We start from the raw sequence: 20255 nt of genomic DNA, 5'->3' as shown, positions 1-20255 counted from the left end.
ACCGCCCCATAGATTAATTAGTTATAGCTATAGCAGAATCGATTCGACTCCCTACCTTACGTTCCCTTAAAAAATTGGCTATGGTTAAACACAAACGATTGCTGTCTGTGGCAATCACGCAATATAATGATAATAGTTATCATTGAATAAGTTAGATTGAGGAGTTTGAACTATGGCAGTAACAAAGCTGGTTCTGGTACGTCACGGCGAAAGTCAATGGAACAACGAAAACCGCTTCACCGGTTGGTATGACGTTGACTTGTCTGAGAAAGGTCGTACTGAAGCAAAGGCAGCAGGCAAGCTGTTGAAAGATGAAGGTTTTACTTTTGATTTCGCCTACACCTCAGTATTAAAGCGCGCTATCCATACCTTATGGAGCATTCTGGACGAACTGGATCAGGCTTGGCTACCAACGGAAAAAACGTGGAAGCTGAATGAACGTCATTACGGCGCATTGCAAGGTCTGGATAAATCAGAAACTGCGGCAAAATACGGTGATGACCAAGTCAAACTGTGGCGTCGTGGTTTTGCTATCACCCCTCCAGCACTGGATAAAAGTGATGAGCGCTTCCCAGGCCATGACCCGCGTTATGCAAAATTAACCGATGCAGAGCTGCCAACCACTGAAAGCCTGGCTCTGACGATTGACCGCGTTATCCCTTACTGGGAAGAAGTGATCAAACCACGCATCGCCAGTGGTGAGCGCGTTATCATCGCCGCCCACGGTAACTCACTGCGCGCGCTGGTTAAATATCTGGATAACCTGAACGAAGACGAAATTCTTGAGCTAAATATCCCAACTGGCGTGCCTTTGGTGTATGAGTTTGATGAAAACTTCAAACCAATCAAACACTACTATCTGGGCAATGCTGATGAGATCGCGGCTAAAGCTGCTGCGGTAGCCAATCAGGGTAAAGCGAAGTAATCATTTCTGATTCGTGCTATTAAAAAAACCCCCGCGCATCATGGATGCCGGGGGTTTTTATTTGCCAGTTATTGGGAGGAACATCGCCCGAATTCAAAATGACAAGTACGATAGCCGTATTTTACCAGTAGGCGTTATCAGCGTAGGCAGTTTGGACGCGGACAGCGCGCAACAACCGGAGCGTACACAAGTACGTGAGGATTGTGAGCACTGCCCAAATTCAAAATGGCAAGTACGATAGCCTACTAACGGCGTTCTTTCACCGCGTCAGCCAACTGGCGTAGCAACACTTCAGTATCTTCCCAACCAATACACGCATCGGTGACACTTTTGCCGTAAGCCAGTGGTTCGCCACTTTCCAGATTCTGGTTACCTTCTATCAGATGGCTTTCAATCATCACGCCCATAATAGATTTTTCGCCCTGCGCAATCTGGCGACAAACGTCGGTTCCCACTTCCATTTGCTTTTTGAATTGCTTACTGCTGTTAGCATGGCTGAAATCAATCATAATTTGTGGTTCGAGGCCAGCTTTGCTTAAGCCTTCCTTCACCGCCGCCACATGCGCACTGCTGTAATTCGGCTCTTTACCGCCACGCAAAATGATATGGCAATCATCATTACCGGCAGTGTTTACAATCGCCGAATGACCCCATTTAGTCACTGACAGGAAACAGTGTGGCGCGCTGGCAGCATTGATAGCATCAATAGCGACTTTAATGGTGCCGTCGGTGCCATTTTTAAAACCAACCGGGCAAGACAGCCCAGAGGCCAGTTCGCGATGAACTTGTGATTCAGTGGTACGGGCGCCAATAGCCCCCCAGCTCATCAGGTCAGCCAAGTATTGCGGGGTTATCATATCCAAAAACTCACCCGCAGCCGGTAAGCCACTCTCGTTAATGTCTAATAGCAACTTGCGCGCAATACGCAGACCATCATTGATGTCGTAGCTACCATCCATATGCGGATCGTTAATCAGACCTTTCCAACCCACCGTGGTACGCGGTTTTTCAAAATAGACGCGCATCACCACTTCAAGCTCACCTTGTAGCTCTTCACGCAATGTCAGCAAACGGGCCGCATATTCTTTGGCCGCTTGGGTATCGTGAATTGAGCATGGGCCAATCACTACCAGCAAGCGATCATCCTGAGCGCGCAAGATGTTGTGAATAGCAGTACGGGTCTTGGATACCGTCTCTGCTGCATTGTTACTGGCCGGAAACTTCTCTAACAGAGCAACAGGTGGGAGGAGTTCCTTAATTTCATTAATCCGTAGGTCATCATTCAGGTAGTTCATAGCTCTTCCATTAAGTCTTGTGACGATCATCGCACAACGTCTGTCTGTATTAATCTAGTTGAACCAATCTAACGGGTGAATGGGATGCTGTAAATCGACTTTATTGTATTAGGGGCTCAGTACAGATAAACAACGATATAGCTATTATCTATAATACATATCAATCATTGAATGAAATCCTATCAGAGTTAACTTTCTCGTCCTGTTTTCACCTTTTATGGTTAAAGGATAAATATGTCTGCATCATCATTTTTCCCGCAAGACAGCAACAGCAAACGTCTGCTAGTCGCTTTCGCGGTCACCACGGTGTTTATGGTGGCTGAGGCCATTGGTGGCTGGCTATCAGGCTCACTGGCGCTCTTAGCCGATGCCGGGCATATGCTGACGGATTCTGCTGCATTATTTATCGCCTTAATGGCAGTTCATTTTTCGCAGAGGAAGCCGGACTCTCGCCATACCTTTGGTTATTTGCGCCTCACTACGCTGGCTGCTTTTGTTAACGCCGCCGCATTATTATTGATTGTGGTGCTGATTTTTTGGGAGGCGGTTAGGCGCTTTTTTACCCCTCATGAAGTGATGGGCGGGCCGATGTTAATCATCGCCATCGCGGGGTTGTGCGCGAATATTTTCTGCTTCTGGATACTTCATCGCGGTGAGGAAAAAAAGAATATTAATGTGCGAGCCGCCGCTTTGCATGTCATGGGGGATTTATTAGGTTCAGTCGGGGCTATCGTGGCGGCAGTGGTGATCCTGACCACCGGCTGGACACCAATAGACCCGATTTTGTCAGTATTGGTCTCGGTATTAGTGTTACGCAGTGCCTGGCGGCTGTTGAAAGAAAGTTTTCACGAGCTATTAGAGGGGGCACCGCTAGAGATTGACATCAATAAACTGCGCAAAAATCTCTGCACCAGCATATATGAAGTGCGGGATGTCCATCACGTCCACTTATGGCAAATTGGTGACCAACGGCTGATGACGCTGCATGTGCAAGTGATCCCTCCGCAAGATAATGATGAGTTACTGCAACGCATTCAGCACCATCTGCTGCATCATTATAATATTGGTCATGCCACCATTCAGATGGAATACCAGCACTGCAAAGCACCAGATTGCGGCATTCATCAAGCGGCCAGCGCAGGAGAGCACCATCATCACCATCATTAATAGCCATCAGTCGGGCGCATGCTCTGTAGCACCTCGCCTGACTGACATTTCCATCAACAGCTATTGGGATTAAGTATTAATCACTCTGAGTAGACAGTGGGCGTGAATGATTCCGCGTCGCACTCTTAATCCACAACCAAGAACCATTCAGGGCGATCAGGGTCAGTATTACATACTCCAACGCCATGGCGTAGACGCCCTGATAGGCGAAAATGGCCACACTGATGACATCAATAACCACCCAAATCAGCCAGTTTTCAACATATTTCCGAGTCATCAAAATCATCGCCACAATGGATAAGACCATCATAGTAGAGTCCCAGAATGGGAAAGCATCTGGTTGCAATTCAGGCATTTGGACATTGACACCCAAGCTTTGCATCACTGTCACTGCCGCGCGGGTCAGCCAGGCAAAGACGGTATCAATATTCAACGTCATCAAAGCGATGCCCGCCACGCAGACGGCACCCCACGCCAATGCTTTCGGCAAAGATAGCCAGCGGATTTTCAATTCAGCTTGGTTATCAGGAGTTTGTTTGCTCCAGGCATACCAACCATAAATATTGGCAACAAAGAAGAACAGCTGTAACAACAAGCTGGCATAAAGTTGAATCTGGAAGAAAATCACCGCAAACAACGTCACGTTTATCAACCCAAACAAGTAGTTGATGATTTTCTCTTTGCTGGCAAACCAGATACACAGCAACCCGAACAGTGTCCCAATCGCCTCTATCCATGAAAGGTCATACCCGCCCGCACCCAGCGGAATATGAACTAATATATTGCTGGTACTGAAGAAATCCATCTGGTGACCCTTTTGCAGTTAATACATCTGTTTTATAGCTGGTGGAGTGAAGGGTTTACCGCACCTACGGGCACTCCGGCGACTCACGTCGCTACGACCCGAACGGCACAATTCCCCTTCATTTGGCTTTGCCGTCAGTATGAAATGTTTAGGCATTGCCTTTGATCTGTAACTTCAACTGATTGGCAAAATCCAACATGCGATTTAGCGGTATCAGTGCCTGCTGACGCAATTCTTCATCAACATGTATCTCATGCATTGCTCCACCCTGCTCCAGCCCCTCAGCAATCGCTCTGAGGCCATTCATCGCCATCCACGGACAGTGAGCGCAACTTCTGCATGTCGCACCTTCGCCCGCCGTCGGTGCTTCAAACAATTCTTTATCGGGGCAGGCCTGCTGCATCTTGTAAAAAATGCCACGGTCTGTTGCGACGATCAGTTTCTTTTGTGGCAATGTTTTTGCCGCCGTAATTAACTGACTGGTTGAGCCGACAGCATCAGCCATATCGACCACCGCTTGCGGTGACTCTGGGTGAACTAAGACAGCGGCGTCCGGGTGTAAGGCTTTCATTTGGGCCAGCGCCTGGGTTTTAAACTCGTCATGGACGATACAGGCCCCTTGCCAGCACAATACATCCGCGCCACTCTTTTTCTGCACGTAGCTACCCAGATGCTTGTCTGGTGCCCAAATTATCTTCTCGCCCAAGCTATCGAGATGCTCGATTAACTCAACCGCAATACTGGAAGTAACCACCCAATCCGCACGGGCTTTTACTGCCGCCGAGGTATTGGCATACACCACCACGGTGCGGTCAGGATGGCTATCGCAAAACGCCGCAAACTCATCAGCTGGACAGCCTAAATCCAGTGAACATTCAGCATGGAGAGTTGGCATCAATACTTGTTTTTCAGGATTGAGTATTTTGGCCGTTTCCCCCATAAAGCGCACACCGGCGACCAATAAAGTCGATGCCGGATGATTATTGCCAAAGCGCGCCATTTCAAGGGAGTCAGCGACACAACCGCCGGTTTCTTCAGCCAGTGCCTGAATTTCAGGATCGGTATAATAGTGAGCGACTAACACGGCATCGCGTTGCTTCAGCAGTGTTTTGATTTTCTCACGGTAAAAGGCTTTTTGATCCACATCCAATGGGACTGGCCGCGCAGGGAAAGGATAAATAGCCGCATTCACATCAAAAGTTTCGCTCATCGCTCACATCTCTATTGCCAGTTATTCCGGAGCCAGTATATCACTCAGGCCACCAGTAAGATTAGTTTGTTTTTTATCCTAAACAAAATACTCAATATTTAGCGAAAAGTCGCTCAAATTTGTCTGATAATGGCGAAAATGTTTAATAGAGTTAAATATGAGGCAAAAAGTTGAGTGATAGAAAGGATATCAGAGGATTATAGGGGTCTGTTTGGCGTTCTAGAATGAGAAGTATAAATGAGATTGCGGGGGAAAGGTATAACAGGGTGAAAGATAACGTCATAATGGTGGGTCGTGCGGGATGACTCGTCCTGCGGACTCGCCCTTCGGGTCAACGCTAGCGCGTTGCTGTCTCGCTTCGCTCGGCTCGAACCTGAACGCAGGATCTCACCCACACGATGCTGTGTAGTATGCAACTTCTGAGTCTGGGGGGATATTTCGATACTTGAGATAATGGTGGGTCGTGCGGGATGACTCGTCCTGCGGACTCGCCCTTCGGGTCAACGCTAGCGCGTTGCTGTCTCGCTTCGCTCGGCTCGAACCTGAACGCAGGATCTCACCCACACGATGCTGTGTAGTATGCAACTTCTGAGTCTGGGGGGATATTTCGATACTTGAGATAATGGTGGGTCGTGCGGGATGACTCGTCCTGCGGACTCGCCCTTCGGGTCAACGCTAGCGCGTTGCTGTCTCGCTTCGCTCGGCTCGAACCTGAACGCAGGATCTCACCCACACGATGCTGTGTAGTATGCAACTTCTGAGTCTGGGGGGATATTTCGATACTTGAGATAATGGTGGGTCGTGCGGGATGACTCGTCCTGCGGACTCGCCCTTCGGGTCAACGCTAGCGCGTTGCTGTCTCGCTTCGCTCGGCTCGAACCTGAACGCAGGATCTCACCCACACGATGCTGTGTAGTATGCAACTTCTGAGTCTGGGGGGATATTTCGATACTTGAGATAATGGTGGGTCGTGCGGGATGACTCGTCCTGCGGACTCGCCCTTCGGGTCAACGCTAGCGCGTTGCTGTCTCGCTTCGCTCGGCTCGAACCTGAACGCAGGATCTCACCCACACGATGCTGTGTAGTATGCAACTTCTGAGTCTGGGGGGATATTTCGATACTTGAGATAATGGTGGGTCGTGCGGGATGACTCGTCCTGCGGACTCGCCCTTCGGGTCAACGCTAGCGCGTTGCTGTCTCGCTTCGCTCGGCTCGAACCTGAACGCAGGATCTCACCCACACGATGCTGTGTAGTATGCAACTTCTGAGTCTGGGGGGATATTTCGATACTTGAGATAATGGTGGGTCGTGCGGGATGACTCGTCCTGCGGACTCGCCCTTCGGGTCAACGCTAGCGCGTTGCTGTCTCGCTTCGCTCGGCTCGAACCTGAACGCAGGATCTCACCCACACGATGCTGTGTAGTATGCAACTTCTGAGTCTGGGGGGATATTTCGATACTTGAGATAATGGTGGGTCGTGCGGGATGACTCGTCCTGCGGACTCGCCCTTCGGGTCAACGCTAGCGCGTTGCTGTCTCGCTTCGCTCGGCTCGAACCTGAACGCAGGATCTCACCCACACGATGCTGTGTAGTATGCAACTTCTGAGTCTGGGGGGATATTTCGATACTTGAGATAATGGTGGGTCGTGCGGGATGACTCGTCCTGCGGACTCGCCCTTCGGGTCAACGCTAGCGCGTTGCTGTCTCGCTTCGCTCGGCTCGAACCTGAACGCAGGATCTCACCCACACGATGCTGTGTAGTATGCAACTTCTGAGTCTGGGGGGATATTTCGATACTTGAGATAATGGTGGGTCGTGCGGGATGACTCGTCCTGCGGACTCGCCCTTCGGGTCAACGCTAGCGCGTTGCTGTCTCGCTTCGCTCGGCTCGAACCTGAACGCAGGATCTCACCCACACGATGCTGTGTAGTATGCAACTTCTGAGTCTGGGGGGATATTTCGATACTTGAGATAATGGTGGGTCGTGCGGGATGACTCGTCCTGCGGACTCGCCCTTCGGGTCAACGCTAGCGCGTTGCTGTCTCGCTTCGCTCGGCTCGAACCTGAACGCAGGATCTCACCCACACGATGCTGTGTAGTATGCAACTTCTGAGTCTGGGGGGATATTTCGATACTTGAGATAATGGTGGGTCGTGCGGGATGACTCGTCCTGCGGACTCGCCCTTCGGGTCAACGCTAGCGCGTTGCTGTCTCGCTTCGCTCGGCTCGAACCTGAACGCAGGATCTCACCCACACGATGCTGTGTAGTATGCAACTTCTGAGTCTGGGGGGATATTTCGATACTTGAGATAATGGTGGGTCGTGCGGGATGACTCGTCCTGCGGACTCGCCCTTCGGGTCAACGCTAGCGCGTTGCTGTCTCGCTTCGCTCGGCTCGAACCTGAACGCAGGATCTCACCCACACGATGCTGTGTAGTATGCAACTTCTGAGTCTGGGGGGATATTTCGATACTTGAGATAATGGTGGGTCGTGCGGGATTCGAACCTGCGACCAATTGATTAAAAGTCAACTGCTCTACCAACTGAGCTAACGACCCGCTGTAATGCGGTACTGCGTATACTTTACTGTAAAACATAATGGTGGGTCGTGCGGGATTACTCGTCCTGCGGACTCGCCCTTCGGGTCAACGCTACGCGCTGCTGTCTCGCTTCGCTCGACTCGAACCTTTACGATTCTCATTCCTACGATTTGATACCCTGATAATTCTTCATAATGGTGGGTCGTGCGGGATTCGAACCTGCGACCAATTGATTAAAAGTCAACTGCTCTACCAACTGAGCTAACGACCCATTATGTTTACTGCTTGATGACAATTCACTGCCAGTCGTGTGGAATAAATCCACTCGAGGTATTTTAGACAAAACAGGAAGAGGAATATCTATGCGATGATTTCAACTTCTTACATTCAAACCAAACTGCGAAAGAATGGTGGGTCGTGCGGGATTCGAACCTGCGACCAATTGATTAAAAGTCAACTGCTCTACCAACTGAGCTAACGACCCGCTGTAATGCGGTACTTCATAACATAATGGTCGGTCGTGCAGGATTACTCGTCCTGCGGACTCGCCCTTCGGGTCAACGCTACGCGTTGCTGTCTCGCTTCGCTCGACTCGAACCTTTACGGTTCTCATTCCTACGATTTGATACCCTGATAATTCTTCATAATGGTGGGTCGTGCGGGATTCGAACCTGCGACCAATTGATTAAAAGTCAACTGCTCTACCAACTGAGCTAACGACCCATTATGCTTACTGCGAACGATAATTTCCTGTTGCTTTAACGTTTTACAAGTTGTCTTGGCAACGGCGGCATATATTACTAATTTCTCTTCACAGTGCAACTTAAATTTCTGTAAAGACGTCTAACTGCTTGTTCTTCGCTCGCTAAAGCCCAGAAATTAGTCAATAAGACCAATTCCTGGGCTCGAAAAAAGCTAAAGTGCAGATAAACGTTTCTGTGCCTGTTTAGCAGCATCAGTGTTGGGATATTGCTTGATCACTTGTTGATAAACCGCCTTAGCTTTATCACTTTGGCCTTTATCCTGCATGATCACCCCGACTTTAAACATCGCTTCTGAACTTTTTGGGGACTTTGGATAATTTTTTACAACAACAGCATAATAATACGCAGCATCGTCTTTCTTACCTTTGTTGTAATACAACTGCCCTAACCAGTAATTGGCATTAGGCTGGTAAGTCGACTTTGGGTACTGTTTCACAAAACCTTGGAAAGCAGTGATCGCTTGATCGTATTGCTTTTTCTCAAGAGCCAGAGAAACGGCTGTATTGTAATCGCTGTTTTCATCACCAGTACTTGCTGAAGGTGCCGCTGTAGCCGCTGCTGCGCCTGCGGTGGCAGCATCAGAACTTCCAGCCGTTGCATTATCTGCCGCAGCGCCAGCAGCCGCAGGCGTTGAAGTAGACGCCCCCTGACCACCGCTCAGACTATCCATCTGCTGATAGATCTGTTTTTGCCGCTCAACAATTTGATTGAGCTGATACTGATTTTCTTGGATCTGACCGCGTAAGCTATCTACATCGCGTTGCGAATCTGATAGTTGTTGCTGAAGTTGAGTTAATAGTTGGCTGTGAGCGTTGGAAATACGCTCAAGTTGAGTGACCCGATCTTCTACCGAGCCGGAGCCGACATTACTGATTGGCGCTTGGGCAGTAGCGGCCCATGGGACCGCTACGCCAACCAATAACGACAGACCCACTAAGTGACGTCTGAAGTTACTGTTCATGCGATTCTCTTAGTAAACCAGAACTGCACGACGGTTTTTAGCAAATGCTGCTTCGTCATGGCCCAGTACTGCTGGCTTCTCTTTACCGTAAGAAACGATAGAGATTTGGTCAGCAGAAACGCCTTTACCTTGCAGATACATTTTCACTGCGTTTGCACGACGCTCGCCCAACGCGATGTTGTATTCTGGCGTACCGCGTTCATCCGCGTGGCCTTCAACAACAACTTTGTAAGATGGGTTGCTACGCAGGAATGCAGCATGCGCATCCAGCATTTGAGCGAAGTCAGAACCGATATCGTATTTATCGAAACCGAAGTAAACGATATTGTTCTTTTGCAGTTCTTGCATCTGAAGACGCGCTTGCTCTTCGGAAGACAGGTTGCTGCCGTTTTCTGTACCAGTGCCAGCGCCCATGCCAGATTGGTCATTATTTGCGCTTTTGTTGGAACTACAAGCCGCTACAGCCAGAACTGGCAAAGCCAACATTAGCCCTTTTAGCACTTTGTTCAGTTGCATCTCTTTGATCCTTTTTTATAGTTTGCCATACATACGTATTTACACATGCATCACAGATACGGCGACCAGGCAGGAAATTTGACCTGTCCATCAGTTGCCGGAAGACGCGCTTTGAAACGCCCATCAGTCGAGACCAGCTGTAACACGGCTCCCAGCCCTTGTGTCGAGCTATAGATAACCATGGTGCCGTTAGGCGCGATACTAGGCGTTTCATCCAGGAACGTGTCCGTTAATACTTGAACGGCTCCCGTTACCAGATCCATTTTGGCGATGTGTTGTGCCCCACCATTGGAACTAACCAATACCAGGAACTTACCATCAGGACTCACATCTGCGTTCTGGTTCTGAGAACCTTCCCACGTGATTCGCTGTGGCGCACCGCCATTAATATTCACTTTATACACTTGTGGACGACCGCCCTGATCCGAGGTATAGGCCAGGTTTTGGCTATCCGGGAACCAGCTTGGTTCAGTGTTATTGCTACGGCCATCGGTCACCTGGCTGATTTGGCCAGACCCCAAGTCCATAACATACAAATTCAAGCTACCGCTTTTAGACAAAGCGAAGGCCAATTTGGTACCGTCTGGTGAGAAAGCTGGCGCACCATTATGACGTGGGAATGAGGCCACTTGTCTGATTGCACCATTTGCCAGCGTCTGAATAACCAGTGCTGATTTGCCACTCTCAAAAGTTACATAAGCAATTTTGCTGCCATCTGGAGACCAGGCTGGTGACATCAAAGGCTCTGGAGAGCGGTGAACCACAAACTGGTTGTAGCCATCGTAATCAGAGACTCGCAATTCATGTGGGAATTTGCCGCCGTTGGTTTGCACCACATAAGCAATTCGGGTACGGAACGCACCTTTAATCCCGGTCAGCTTTTCAAAGACTTCGTCACTGGCAGTATGCGCGGCATAACGTAACCACTGTTTAGTCACTTTATACTGATTTTGCGCCAATACACTACCCGCAGCACCAGAGGTATCCACTAACTGGTAAGAAACCACGAAGCTGCCATCAGCACTTGGCTGAACCTGCCCTACAACCACGGCATCAATACCCAATGCAGTCCAGGCAGCAGGTGTCACTTCAGCTGCAGTAGACGGTTGCTGTGGCATACGCGCCGCATCAATTGGGTTAAATTTGCCACTGTTGCGTAAATCTGCGCCGACGATCGCGCCAATCTCTTCCGGTGGTGTACCTGGCCCCATCCATTTGAATGGCACAACGCCAATTGGACGAGCAGAATCTACCCCTTGGGTAATTTCAATGCGAACTTCCGCGTGTAAAACAGAAGCCCATAAAACTAAAAAGCCTAGCGCAACTCGACATGCCTGCTTCATCTTGTCTCCCTTACCCGAGCGGGATGCCCGCGATAATTAGCAGAATTTTAACAAACCAACGCAAACAAAACTACATAATACATGGTTGCTTAACAGAGTATATCCCCGTCAATCAAACCTTATTGAGGTTTAAATACAAGCGGAGCATTCTTAAACACCTCATAAACATCAGAACTTGGTGGTTTAGGGATCTTCGCTTGTTTTGCTGCGGCGATTGCAGCCTGGCACAGTGCCGGGTCGCCGCCTTCCGCTTTAACATCAATTAATAGACCATCTGGTGCCAATTTAATTCGCAGATCACAGGTACGGCCTTTGTAAAGATCTGCATCATAAAATTTACTTTGGATCGCAGCAGTAATCTGGCCTAGATAGCCACTGACCTCCGCGCCTGATGCCCCGCTCTTCTTGCCACCACCTTTACCGGCAGCGGCGGCACCGGCACCTGATCCACTTTTCGGCGCATTCTTGGAATTTGCCAAGCCACCGAATAAATCATCAACATCTGTTGCCGCGGCAGCTTCTGCGGCAGCTTTCTTTTTGGCCTCAGCAGCAGCGGCTTTCTTAGCGTCAGCAGCTGCTTTTTTCTCAGCATCAGCGGCGGCTTTCTTTTCAGCGGCCTCTGTTGCAGCTTTTTCAGCAGCTTCTGCGGCTTTCTTCGCATCAGCATCAGCTTGCTTCTTCGCAGCAGCAGCGACTGCAGCCTCTTTCTTGGCCTCAGCTTCCGCTTTTTTCTGTGCTTCAGCCTGCGCTTTCACCAGCTTATCCGCTTCTGCTTTGGCTTGAGCTGCAGCGGCCTCGGCCTGCTTCTGCTCCTCTTTAGCTTTCGCCGCAGCAGCGGCGGCCACTTTTTGTTGCTCAGCCGCTTCTTTTTGCTGTTCAGCAGCCTGTTTTTTCTGTTCTTCAACCGCCTGCTTGGCATCTTCTTGTGCTTGCAGACGCTCTTTTTCCAATTCTTTCAGACGTTGTTGCTCAGTCGCCTGTTTTTGCTGTAATTCTTCAGCTTGCTGATCGGCTTTCTTCTGGCGTTGTTGTTCCGCCCGTTTAGCGTCCGTCTGCTGCTGTTGCTGGCGGTTATACTGCTCTGTCACCGCGCCCGGGTCGACCATAACGGCATCAATAACTTCGCCGCCAGCACCGCCGCCGCCCATTTCAGTCGTCTGCGTCAGAGAGCCCCAAATCAACAGGGCAATCAATACGATGTGCAGAACCACCGACACTATAACAGCGCGATTCAGCTTATCATTTTGCTCGGTTGCCTTACCCACGCTCGATTTCCACACTCGATGTCCGCGCTCTATTGCTAAAAAACGGAACTGCCAAAAACAGGGTATCTACTGGCTGGATTTACTATCAACCCAGCCAATATCAACGCAAATTTATATCGGTTGAGTCATTAAGCCTACCGATGTCACTCCAGCCTGATGCAGCATATTAAGGGCCTTAATAATTTCATCATAAGGAACCTCTTTCGCGCCGCCGATCAAAAATACAGTTTTCGGATTCGATTTCAACCTTGCTTGAGCCTCTGCCACCACTTGTTCTGAGGGTAGTTGCTCCATCCGCTGATGGTCAATAACCAGCGAGTATTGGCCCACACCTGAGACTTCGACAATCACCGGAGGATTATCATCGCTGGAGACAGTTTTTGAATCCGTCGCGTCAGGTAAGTCCACCTCAACGCTTTGCGTGATAATCGGCGCGGTCGCCATAAAGATCAGCAATAGCACCAGCAAAACGTCGAGCAAGGGAACAATGTTAATTTCAGACTTAAGCTCGCGCCGTTTACGACCACGTCCTCGCGCCATACAACCCCCTACTTATTTGCTCTCGGCGCTGGCAAAAGCCTGGCGATGCAGAATAGCAATGAACTCTTCCATGAAGTTGTCATAGTTTTGTTCAAGTTTATTCACACGCTGATTCAGGCGGTTATAAGCCATAACAGCAGGGATAGCGGCAAACAAGCCGATCGCCGTGGCAATCAGTGCTTCAGCAATACCCGGTGCGACCATTTGCAATGTCGCCTGCTTGACTGCACCCAGAGAAATAAAGGCATGCATAATCCCCCATACTGTACCAAACAGACCGATATACGGGCTGATGGAACCAACAGTACCAAGGAAAGGAATATGAGTTTCCAGCGCTTCTAATTCGCGGTTCATCGAGATACGCATCGCACGGGAAGCACCGTCAATCACCGCTTCAGGCGCATGGCTATTTGCACGATGTAAACGCGCAAACTCTTTAAATCCGGAATGGAAGATTTGCTCGGAACCACCCAGCGTATCACGGCGAGCCTGACTCTCTTGATACAGGCGAGACAGCTCTATGCCGGACCAAAATTTATCTTCGAAGGCTTCAGCATCGCGGGTAGCCGCATTCAGAATACGCGTTCGCTGAATGATTATCGCCCATGAAGCAATAGAAAAGCCCATCAATACCAGCATGATAAGCTTAACGAATAGGCTTGCCTGCAGGAATAAATCCAGAATGTTCATGTCAGCCACTACTTAAACTCCGCGACAATAGACTTAGGAAGCGCTCTTGGCTTCATTTGGTGTGGATCGATACATGCGATCAATACTTCTGCACTACTCAGAAGATTGCCATGTGAGTCGAGAATTCGTTGAGCAAACGAGAGAGAAGCCCCACGCATTGCGGTAATTTCACTCTGAACCTCCAGCATATCATCAAGACGTGCAGGTGCCAGGTATTCTACCGTCATGCGGCGGACAGCGAAAGCGACATGCTCACTGAGCAATTGCTGCTGGTGAAAATTGCGTTGGCGCAACATTTCTGTGCGCGCCCTTTCATAAAAGGCAACGTAGCGTGCGTGGTAAACCACGCCGCCAGCATCAGTGTCTTCAAAGTAGACACGAACCGGCCATCGAAACAACGTATTACTCACTCTACTTCCCAGTAATGCAGTTAACGGACACACTATACTGAAGAGTGATAAGGTTTGGAATCACTTGCAAGAATAGAACGAAAATAATTATGGGCCAGGCGACCCATAAAGGAGAGTTTGTGTTCAGATTAGGCGAAATATGACCAGATTAGACAAAAAAGTAGAATAATCCCGCGCCCAAGATCACAATTGCTGGAAGTGGTGAGAAAAAAGCGCGTAACCACATCCGTTTTGGACGAAAACCAACGCCATGAATCACACCGGTACAAACCGCCCACACGATAAACACCTCTTGCCAGACTTCCAGTGAGCTAGTTGCCGCCGCAAAACGCGAAGGGTCCCAGAACACACAAAAAGCCACAGCAAATGCGAGCACCAGTGAAAGGGCTCGTAGCGAGCCCTTGTCCATTAGATTGTATAGCTTATCGGACAACATCATCTTCGCCATTATTAGCGGCTTTCGCTGCTGCGTTGGCTTCACTCTGCTCCAGCGCCAGGGCAGTAATGATACCAAAGGAGCAGGCCAGAAGTGTCCCTAGAATCCAGGCAAAATACCACATGCTTTATGCTCCTTAGTACAGTGAATGCTTGTTGTTTTCGATGAACTCTTTATCAATGCGCCCGAACATCTTGTAGTAACACCAGCTGGTGTAAATCAGGATGATAGGAACAAAGATTATCGCAACAATGGTCATCACTTTCAGCGTTAACAGGCTCGATGTTGCATCCCACATTGTCAGACTGACATTTGGCACTGTGCTTGACGGCATAACGAATGGGAACATAGTGACCCCAGCAGTCAGTATCACACAGGCAATGGTCAGTGATGAGAACAGGAACGCCCAAGCCCCTTTTTCAAAGCGCGATAACAAGATGGTGAACAGAGGCAAAATCACGCCCAGTGCTGGCAGCGCCCACAAGCTTGGATACTTGTTGAAATTAATCAACCATGCACCTGCTTGATGTGCAACTTCTTTACGCATCGGGTTAGATTGAGCTGCTGTATCCAATGCTGAGGTCACAACAAAGCCATCAATACCATTAACTAACCAGATACCGGCCAGCAGGAAGGCAACGCCCATCACCAACGCAGAGATTTGCGCCGCAGCACGGGAACGCAAGTGCAACTCCCCACGGGTACGCATTTGCAGGTAAGTCGCACCCTGTGTGACCAGCATGGTCAAGCTGACCACCCCTGCCAGTAAACCAAACGGGTTTAACAACTGGAAGAAGTTACCGGTGTAGAACAGGCGCATGTAGCTGTCCATATGGAACGGCACACCTTGCAGCAAGTTACCGAACGCCACACCGAACACCACCGCAGGCACGAAGCTACCGACAAAAATGCCCCAGTCCCACATATTACGCCAGCGGCTGTTTTCCAGCTTAGACCGGTAATCGAAACCGACCGGGCGGAAGAATAACGCAGCCAACACCAAAATCATCGCAATATAGAAGCCGGAGAATGCCGCGGCATACACCATTGGCCAGGCAGCAAACAGCGCCCCACCCGCAGTTATCAACCAAACCTGATTACCATCCCAGTGAGGGGCAATCGAGTTAATCATAATGCGACGTTCTGTATCATTCTTCCCGATGATGCGCAGCAGGATACCGACACCCATATCGAAACCATCAGTGACTGCGAAACCAATCAGCAGTACACCGATCAGCAGCCACCAGATAAATCGTAATACTTCATAATCAAACATAAGTGGACTCCTGTTTACCGTGCTTCCTGCACTGGGGCAGTCGGCTGCTCAAAATGATAACGGCCAGTTTTCAGGCTGCTAGGCCCAAGGCGCGCGAATTTGAACATCAGGTACATTTCTGCCACCAGGAACAGCGTGTACAAACCGCAAATCAGCCCCATGGAGAATAAAATATCCCCGGCGGAGACGGATGAGTTTGCAATTGCTGTCGGTAGCACCTCACCGATGGCCCATGGTTGGCGACCATATTCCGCCACAAACCAACCTGCTTCGACTGCAATCCACGGTAACGGAATACCGAACAATGCGGCACGCAGTAACCATTTCTTCTCACCAATCCGACCACGAATCACATTATAGAAGGACAGGCCGATGATAATTAACATCAGGAAACCACAGGCCACCATGATACGGAAGGCAAAGTACAGCGGCAGAACGCGTGGAATGGAGTCCTGTGCTGCTAACTGAATTTGCTCTTCAGTCGCATCGGTAACGTTTTGTGTATAACGCTTCAGTAATAGACCGTAGCCCAAGTCTTGCTTCGCCTTACTGAATGCTTCACGCACGGCTGGGTCAGTATTACCGGAACGTAATTTTTCTAACAGACTGTAAGCATGGATACCATTACGGATACGGACTTCGTGCTGAGACATCAAATCACGTAAGCCGATAACTGGCGTATCCAATGAACGGGTCGCAATTATCCCCAGAGCGAATGGAATCTGAACCGCAAACCGGTTCTCCATGGTTTCCTGATTGGGGATGGCAAATAGCGTGAAAGCCGCCGGAGGTGGCTGAGTTTCCCATTCTGCTTCAATCGCAGCCAATTTGGTTTTCTGCACGTCACCCATCTCATAACCGGATTCATCACCCAGCACGATAACAGACAGCACGGCAGCCATACCAAAACTCGCAGCAATAGCAAAGGAACGTTTGGCGAACGGAATATCACGGCCTTTCAATAGATAGTAAGAACTGATACCCAGAACAAACATCGCGCCAGTGACATAACCTGCGGCCACAGTGTGAACGAATTTCACCTGAGCAACTGGATTTAGCACCAACTCTGAGAAGCTCAGCATTTCCATACGCATGGTTTCAAAGTTGAAGTCAGATGCAATCGGGTTTTGCATCCAGCCATTCGCAACCAAGATCCACAGTGCAGAGAAGTTAGAGCCTAATGCAACCAGCCAGGTTACTGCCAAATGCTGGTGTTTACTCAGACGATCCCAACCGAAGAAGAATAGACCGACGAAAGTAGATTCTAAGAAGAACGCCATTAAACCTTCGATTGCCAGAGGGGCACCGAAAATATCACCGACGTAATGTGAGAAATATGACCAGTTGGTCCCGAATTGGAACTCCATAGTCAGACCAGTAGCAACACCCAGAGCAAAGTTAATCGCAAATAACTTACCCCAGAACTTGGTCATATCTTTATAGATTTGTTTGCCAGACAGCACATAAACCGATTCCATAATTGCCAACAAAAACGCCATACCCAGCGTTAATGGGACAAATAAGAAATGGTACATTGCCGTTAAGGCAAACTGTAACCGTGACAGTTCGACAATATCAAACATCTTGACTCCTTGCTCCTCGCACGAAGACTCCGACTTGCGGCAACTGGACCTCCGTTATATTGGAAGTTTAGTCATTACCCGCAGTGAATGCCCAAAAAACACAACAAAAATAACAATATCAACTACCCAGTATTACACCGCGGTAATAGTACGCTTCTAATCCCACACAATAAATAGGATTTTACGTGACCCAGCTTCGAGTTCTGGATACAGGTCAATAAATAGGCCATTTGCCTATCATATCGTAATTTGATCCAGAACAATTTAAGCCCATATGAACATTATTGCTATATTCAAAAGTTGATTTAGAACAATTATTTCTTTCTAATGTTAATTAAAAGTTCAATTGTTTTTATATAATCCACAACTGTTAACAGAATGTAATTTTATAGTTTAGTTCGTGCTTTATTACGTGGTTATTATGCGATCCAGGTTAACTTTTAAATTTATTATTTTCAGAGTGAGTTAAATCACATTTCCGAGTTTTACATGAATATATTAGTCCATCCTGAGGGAAGCGTTCGCAAGTGTTGCTATTTTGTTGCATGATAAAGTGCTATTACCTGATAAATGAATCTCCTACAATGAAAAAAATAGCACTCACCACATTACTCTGTATCAGCTCCCCCGCTTTCGCTGCACCACAAATTGATATTACTATCTTGGGAACCTCTGATTTACATGGCACTTTCGTACCATGGGACTATGCCAGTGACAGTGAAAATCTGGCCGGTAGTCTAAGTCAAATAGCCACCAAAGTGCATAAAATACGGGCTGAACAACCGAATATTATTCTGGTGGATGCCGGCGATACTATTCAGGGCAACTTTGTCGAAACCTTTAAAAACGAACCTATCAGCCCAATGATCCTTGGCTTTAATGCCTTGAAATATGACGCCTGGGTGATGGGTAATCACGAATTCGATTTTGGCTTGAAAGCTCTTTCTACCTCATTAAAGCAATTTGACGGCGCAGCACTGGCGGGCAATATTTTCTGGGATTCAGGTAAACCCTACCTGCCCTCTTACAAAATAATTGAGCGCCAAGGGGTTAAAATCGGCATTATCGGGATGGATACTCCGATGACCGCCGAGTTTGCTCAGGGTACTGACCGTATTAATGGCATCCATTTCACTGATCCAGTGCAGGAAGTGAAAAAGGTCATTCAGCAGCTCCAGCCACAGGTAGATGCCATTGTTCTGGTAGCGCATATGGGAATCGACAATGAGAATCAGCGGCCCGGAACCGGTGTTGGCGATATCGCCAAAGCCAATCCAGAACTTGCTGCCATTGTCGCGGGCCATATGCATGTAAAAATTGATAAAGCGGTGGTCAACGGCGTCATTATTACTGAGCCGGATAAATATGGCCGTGCCCTTTCCCGTATTGACCTGAAATTTGAGCAACGCGACGGGAAATATCACCTTATAGAGAAAGACAGCTACACCTACCCTATCAAGGGGATTGAGTCTGATAAAACGCTGGAATCACTCTATCAACCTTACCACGATATTTTGCGCGCCAATGCTAATCGAGTGATTGCGAAACTGAGCGGTACAAATTTAGTCCCGCCGGATGAGATTAAAGGTATTCCGCAAGTCCATGTGCAAGACACCGGTATCAGTGCACTCTATCAAGAAGCCGCCCATTATTATGCCCCGCAGGCCCAAGTCATCGCCTTGCAGATTGATAATGACCGTCCCAAAATGGATGTGGGTGATATCACGGCTAAAGACATTGCATTCAACTATCAATATGCTGGCGGTGAAATTACGGTTTATGCCCTGACTGGTAAAGAACTGAAGCAATATATGGAGTGGTCGGCTGACTACTTTAACCAAGTTAAGCTGGGCGACGTAACCTACAGCTTTAACCCGCAGCGCCGTGCCTCTAAATATTCTACTAATGACTTCTTTGATGGGGTGACATACACCATCGATTTACGCCAACCCGCAGGGATGCGTATCACCGACCTGCGTCTCAATGACGGCACCCCCGTCACAGATATCACTCCCATACATTTGGGCATGAACAGTTATCGGATGGGGCATTTAACGCAAAAAGGCGGCGTGCTGGAAGGACAATCATTCCCGATATTATCGGACAGCAAAGCCCAATATGGTGAAGAAGAAGGCACTATCCGTAACCTAACAATTCACTATCTGACGGATGTTAAAATGGGGAAATATGAGGGAAAACCTCAACAGCGCTGGCATTTGGTGGGGCTGGAAGGCTATGAGAAAGAGCGGCAGATTGTTAAACAATTGATTAATAACGGCACCATAGCAGTGCCAGCCACGGATGATGGCCGCTATACCAACATTGCATCGATCAACATAAAAGATAAGCTGTTCAAAGATAAAACCAGTTACGACGCAGCGCTGACGACATTGCAGCAACAAGTGTCGGGCAGCAAAAATGAGCAAGTTAAACAGCAGGCTCAAACAGATATCGCTCTTATTACGGCGCTGAATAAATTCTGATTAGGTATTAAAAAGGCCACCCTAAGGTGGCCTCTATATCACAAGA

Annotated in this window: 17 protein-coding genes, 4 tRNA genes and 15 other RNA genes; 3 read left to right on the top strand and 33 right to left on the bottom strand. The window is 48.7% G+C overall.

The features are described from left to right. Nucleotides 1-172 precede the first annotated feature (172 nt). Nucleotides 173-925, top strand: a complete 753-nt coding sequence (gpmA, locus tag DXZ79_RS06945; RefSeq protein WP_004391569.1) for a 2,3-diphosphoglycerate-dependent phosphoglycerate mutase — start codon at nucleotides 173-175, stop codon at nucleotides 923-925. 245 nt (nucleotides 926-1170) lie between these two features. Here gpmA and aroG read toward each other — a convergent pair whose 3' ends face one another. Continuing rightward, complete coding sequence (aroG, locus tag DXZ79_RS06940) at nucleotides 1171-2220, bottom strand: 3-deoxy-7-phosphoheptulonate synthase AroG (protein WP_038634613.1); 1050 nt, start codon at nucleotides 2218-2220, stop codon at nucleotides 1171-1173. A 234-nt stretch (nucleotides 2221-2454) separates the two neighbouring features. Between aroG and zitB the strand changes: the two genes are divergently transcribed. Next, nucleotides 2455-3387, top strand: a complete 933-nt coding sequence (gene zitB / locus DXZ79_RS06935; RefSeq protein ID WP_038634616.1) for a CDF family zinc transporter ZitB — start codon at nucleotides 2455-2457, stop codon at nucleotides 3385-3387. Nucleotides 3388-3463: 76 nt separating this feature from the next. Here the strand turns inward: zitB and pnuC are convergent, their stop codons facing one another. From pnuC to cydA, 32 genes are all read right to left on the bottom strand, one after another. Next, nucleotides 3464-4192, bottom strand: a complete 729-nt coding sequence (gene pnuC, locus DXZ79_RS06930) for a nicotinamide riboside transporter PnuC (protein ID WP_038634618.1) — start codon at nucleotides 4190-4192, stop codon at nucleotides 3464-3466. 148 nt (nucleotides 4193-4340) lie between these two features. After that, nucleotides 4341-5402, bottom strand: coding sequence for a quinolinate synthase NadA (nadA, locus tag DXZ79_RS06925; protein ID WP_038634621.1), 1062 nt, complete (start codon nucleotides 5400-5402; stop codon nucleotides 4341-4343). A gap of 285 nt (nucleotides 5403-5687) precedes the next feature. Then, a non-coding RNA gene (locus DXZ79_RS06920) (RtT sRNA) lies at nucleotides 5688-5813 on the bottom strand. Nucleotides 5814-5856: 43 nt separating this feature from the next. After that, nucleotides 5857-5982, bottom strand: a non-coding RNA gene (locus tag DXZ79_RS06915) — RtT sRNA. 43 nt (nucleotides 5983-6025) lie between these two features. Then, nucleotides 6026-6151, bottom strand: a non-coding RNA gene (locus DXZ79_RS06910) — RtT sRNA. 43 nt (nucleotides 6152-6194) lie between these two features. Next, nucleotides 6195-6320: non-coding RNA, RtT sRNA (locus DXZ79_RS06905), on the bottom strand. Nucleotides 6321-6363: 43 nt separating this feature from the next. Beyond that, nucleotides 6364-6489: non-coding RNA, RtT sRNA (locus tag DXZ79_RS06900), on the bottom strand. 43 nt (nucleotides 6490-6532) lie between these two features. Further along, nucleotides 6533-6658, bottom strand: a non-coding RNA gene (locus DXZ79_RS06895) — RtT sRNA. Between the two features lie 43 nt (nucleotides 6659-6701). After that, nucleotides 6702-6827, bottom strand: a non-coding RNA gene (locus tag DXZ79_RS06890) — RtT sRNA. Between the two features lie 43 nt (nucleotides 6828-6870). After that, nucleotides 6871-6996, bottom strand: a non-coding RNA gene (locus DXZ79_RS06885) — RtT sRNA. A gap of 43 nt (nucleotides 6997-7039) precedes the next feature. Further along, nucleotides 7040-7165, bottom strand: a non-coding RNA gene (locus DXZ79_RS06880) — RtT sRNA. Nucleotides 7166-7208: 43 nt separating this feature from the next. Continuing rightward, nucleotides 7209-7334, bottom strand: a non-coding RNA gene (locus DXZ79_RS06875) — RtT sRNA. Nucleotides 7335-7377: 43 nt separating this feature from the next. Beyond that, nucleotides 7378-7503: non-coding RNA, RtT sRNA (locus tag DXZ79_RS06870), on the bottom strand. 43 nt (nucleotides 7504-7546) lie between these two features. Continuing rightward, a non-coding RNA gene (locus DXZ79_RS06865) (RtT sRNA) lies at nucleotides 7547-7672 on the bottom strand. A 43-nt stretch (nucleotides 7673-7715) separates the two neighbouring features. Continuing rightward, nucleotides 7716-7841: non-coding RNA, RtT sRNA (locus DXZ79_RS06860), on the bottom strand. Between the two features lie 43 nt (nucleotides 7842-7884). Continuing rightward, a tRNA-Lys gene (locus tag DXZ79_RS06855) sits at nucleotides 7885-7960 on the bottom strand. A gap of 41 nt (nucleotides 7961-8001) precedes the next feature. Next, nucleotides 8002-8123, bottom strand: a non-coding RNA gene (locus DXZ79_RS06850) — RtT sRNA. 14 nt (nucleotides 8124-8137) lie between these two features. Next, a tRNA-Lys gene (locus DXZ79_RS06845) sits at nucleotides 8138-8213 on the bottom strand. Nucleotides 8214-8350: 137 nt separating this feature from the next. Then, nucleotides 8351-8426, bottom strand: a tRNA-Lys gene (locus DXZ79_RS06840). 27 nt (nucleotides 8427-8453) lie between these two features. Continuing rightward, nucleotides 8454-8577: non-coding RNA, RtT sRNA (locus tag DXZ79_RS06835), on the bottom strand. A 12-nt stretch (nucleotides 8578-8589) separates the two neighbouring features. Continuing rightward, nucleotides 8590-8665 (bottom strand) — tRNA-Lys (locus tag DXZ79_RS06830). 192 nt (nucleotides 8666-8857) lie between these two features. Further along, the gene (cpoB, locus tag DXZ79_RS06825; RefSeq protein ID WP_120011173.1) at nucleotides 8858-9667 is read right to left on the bottom strand and encodes a cell division protein CpoB; all 810 of its coding nucleotides are present in this window, start codon (nucleotides 9665-9667) and stop codon (nucleotides 8858-8860) included. Between the two features lie 9 nt (nucleotides 9668-9676). Beyond that, on the bottom strand, nucleotides 9677-10183 hold the full coding sequence (gene pal / locus DXZ79_RS06820; protein WP_005278500.1) for a peptidoglycan-associated lipoprotein Pal: 507 nt from the start codon (nucleotides 10181-10183) through the stop codon (nucleotides 9677-9679). A gap of 50 nt (nucleotides 10184-10233) precedes the next feature. Beyond that, the gene (gene tolB / locus DXZ79_RS06815) at nucleotides 10234-11526 is read right to left on the bottom strand and encodes a Tol-Pal system beta propeller repeat protein TolB (RefSeq protein ID WP_038634628.1); all 1293 of its coding nucleotides are present in this window, start codon (nucleotides 11524-11526) and stop codon (nucleotides 10234-10236) included. A gap of 119 nt (nucleotides 11527-11645) precedes the next feature. Next, nucleotides 11646-12791, bottom strand: coding sequence for a cell envelope integrity protein TolA (gene tolA / locus DXZ79_RS06810; protein WP_038634631.1), 1146 nt, complete (start codon nucleotides 12789-12791; stop codon nucleotides 11646-11648). Between the two features lie 111 nt (nucleotides 12792-12902). After that, nucleotides 12903-13331 carry a colicin uptake protein TolR gene (tolR, locus tag DXZ79_RS06805; RefSeq protein WP_038634634.1) on the bottom strand — a complete coding sequence of 143 codons (429 nt, stop codon included), beginning with the start codon at nucleotides 13329-13331 and terminating at the stop codon, nucleotides 12903-12905. Nucleotides 13332-13343: 12 nt separating this feature from the next. Next, the gene (gene tolQ, locus DXZ79_RS06800) at nucleotides 13344-14030 is read right to left on the bottom strand and encodes a Tol-Pal system protein TolQ (RefSeq protein ID WP_004393307.1); all 687 of its coding nucleotides are present in this window, start codon (nucleotides 14028-14030) and stop codon (nucleotides 13344-13346) included. Next, entirely contained in the window at nucleotides 14030-14431 is a 402-nt protein-coding gene (gene ybgC / locus DXZ79_RS06795; protein ID WP_038634637.1) for a tol-pal system-associated acyl-CoA thioesterase, read from the bottom strand. The genes tolQ and ybgC overlap by 1 nt, the downstream gene beginning before the upstream one ends. 148 nt (nucleotides 14432-14579) lie before the next feature. After that, nucleotides 14580-14867 carry a cyd operon protein YbgE gene (ybgE, locus tag DXZ79_RS06790; RefSeq protein WP_050112730.1) on the bottom strand — a complete coding sequence of 96 codons (288 nt, stop codon included), beginning with the start codon at nucleotides 14865-14867 and terminating at the stop codon, nucleotides 14580-14582. Continuing rightward, nucleotides 14854-14991, bottom strand: coding sequence for a cytochrome bd-I oxidase subunit CydX (gene cydX / locus DXZ79_RS06785; protein WP_004393309.1), 138 nt, complete (start codon nucleotides 14989-14991; stop codon nucleotides 14854-14856). Before cydX ends, ybgE begins: the two co-directional genes overlap by 14 nt. Nucleotides 14992-15003: 12 nt before the next feature. Next, on the bottom strand, nucleotides 15004-16143 hold the full coding sequence (gene cydB / locus DXZ79_RS06780; protein ID WP_038634643.1) for a cytochrome d ubiquinol oxidase subunit II: 1140 nt from the start codon (nucleotides 16141-16143) through the stop codon (nucleotides 15004-15006). A 14-nt stretch (nucleotides 16144-16157) separates the two neighbouring features. Further along, complete coding sequence (gene cydA, locus DXZ79_RS06775) at nucleotides 16158-17726, bottom strand: cytochrome ubiquinol oxidase subunit I (protein ID WP_038634645.1); 1569 nt, start codon at nucleotides 17724-17726, stop codon at nucleotides 16158-16160. Nucleotides 17727-18310: 584 nt separating this feature from the next. Between cydA and DXZ79_RS06770 the strand changes: the two genes are divergently transcribed. After that, the gene (locus DXZ79_RS06770; RefSeq protein WP_038634650.1) at nucleotides 18311-20209 is read left to right on the top strand and encodes a metallophosphoesterase; all 1899 of its coding nucleotides are present in this window, start codon (nucleotides 18311-18313) and stop codon (nucleotides 20207-20209) included. The last annotated feature ends 46 nt before the right edge of the window (nucleotides 20210-20255 follow it).

The organism is Yersinia rochesterensis (assembly GCF_003600645.1).
Classification (GTDB): Bacteria; Pseudomonadota; Gammaproteobacteria; order Enterobacterales; family Enterobacteriaceae; genus Yersinia; species Yersinia rochesterensis.
Note: the sequence above shows the minus strand (reverse complement) of the source record. Positions and strands in the feature narration are given on the sequence as shown.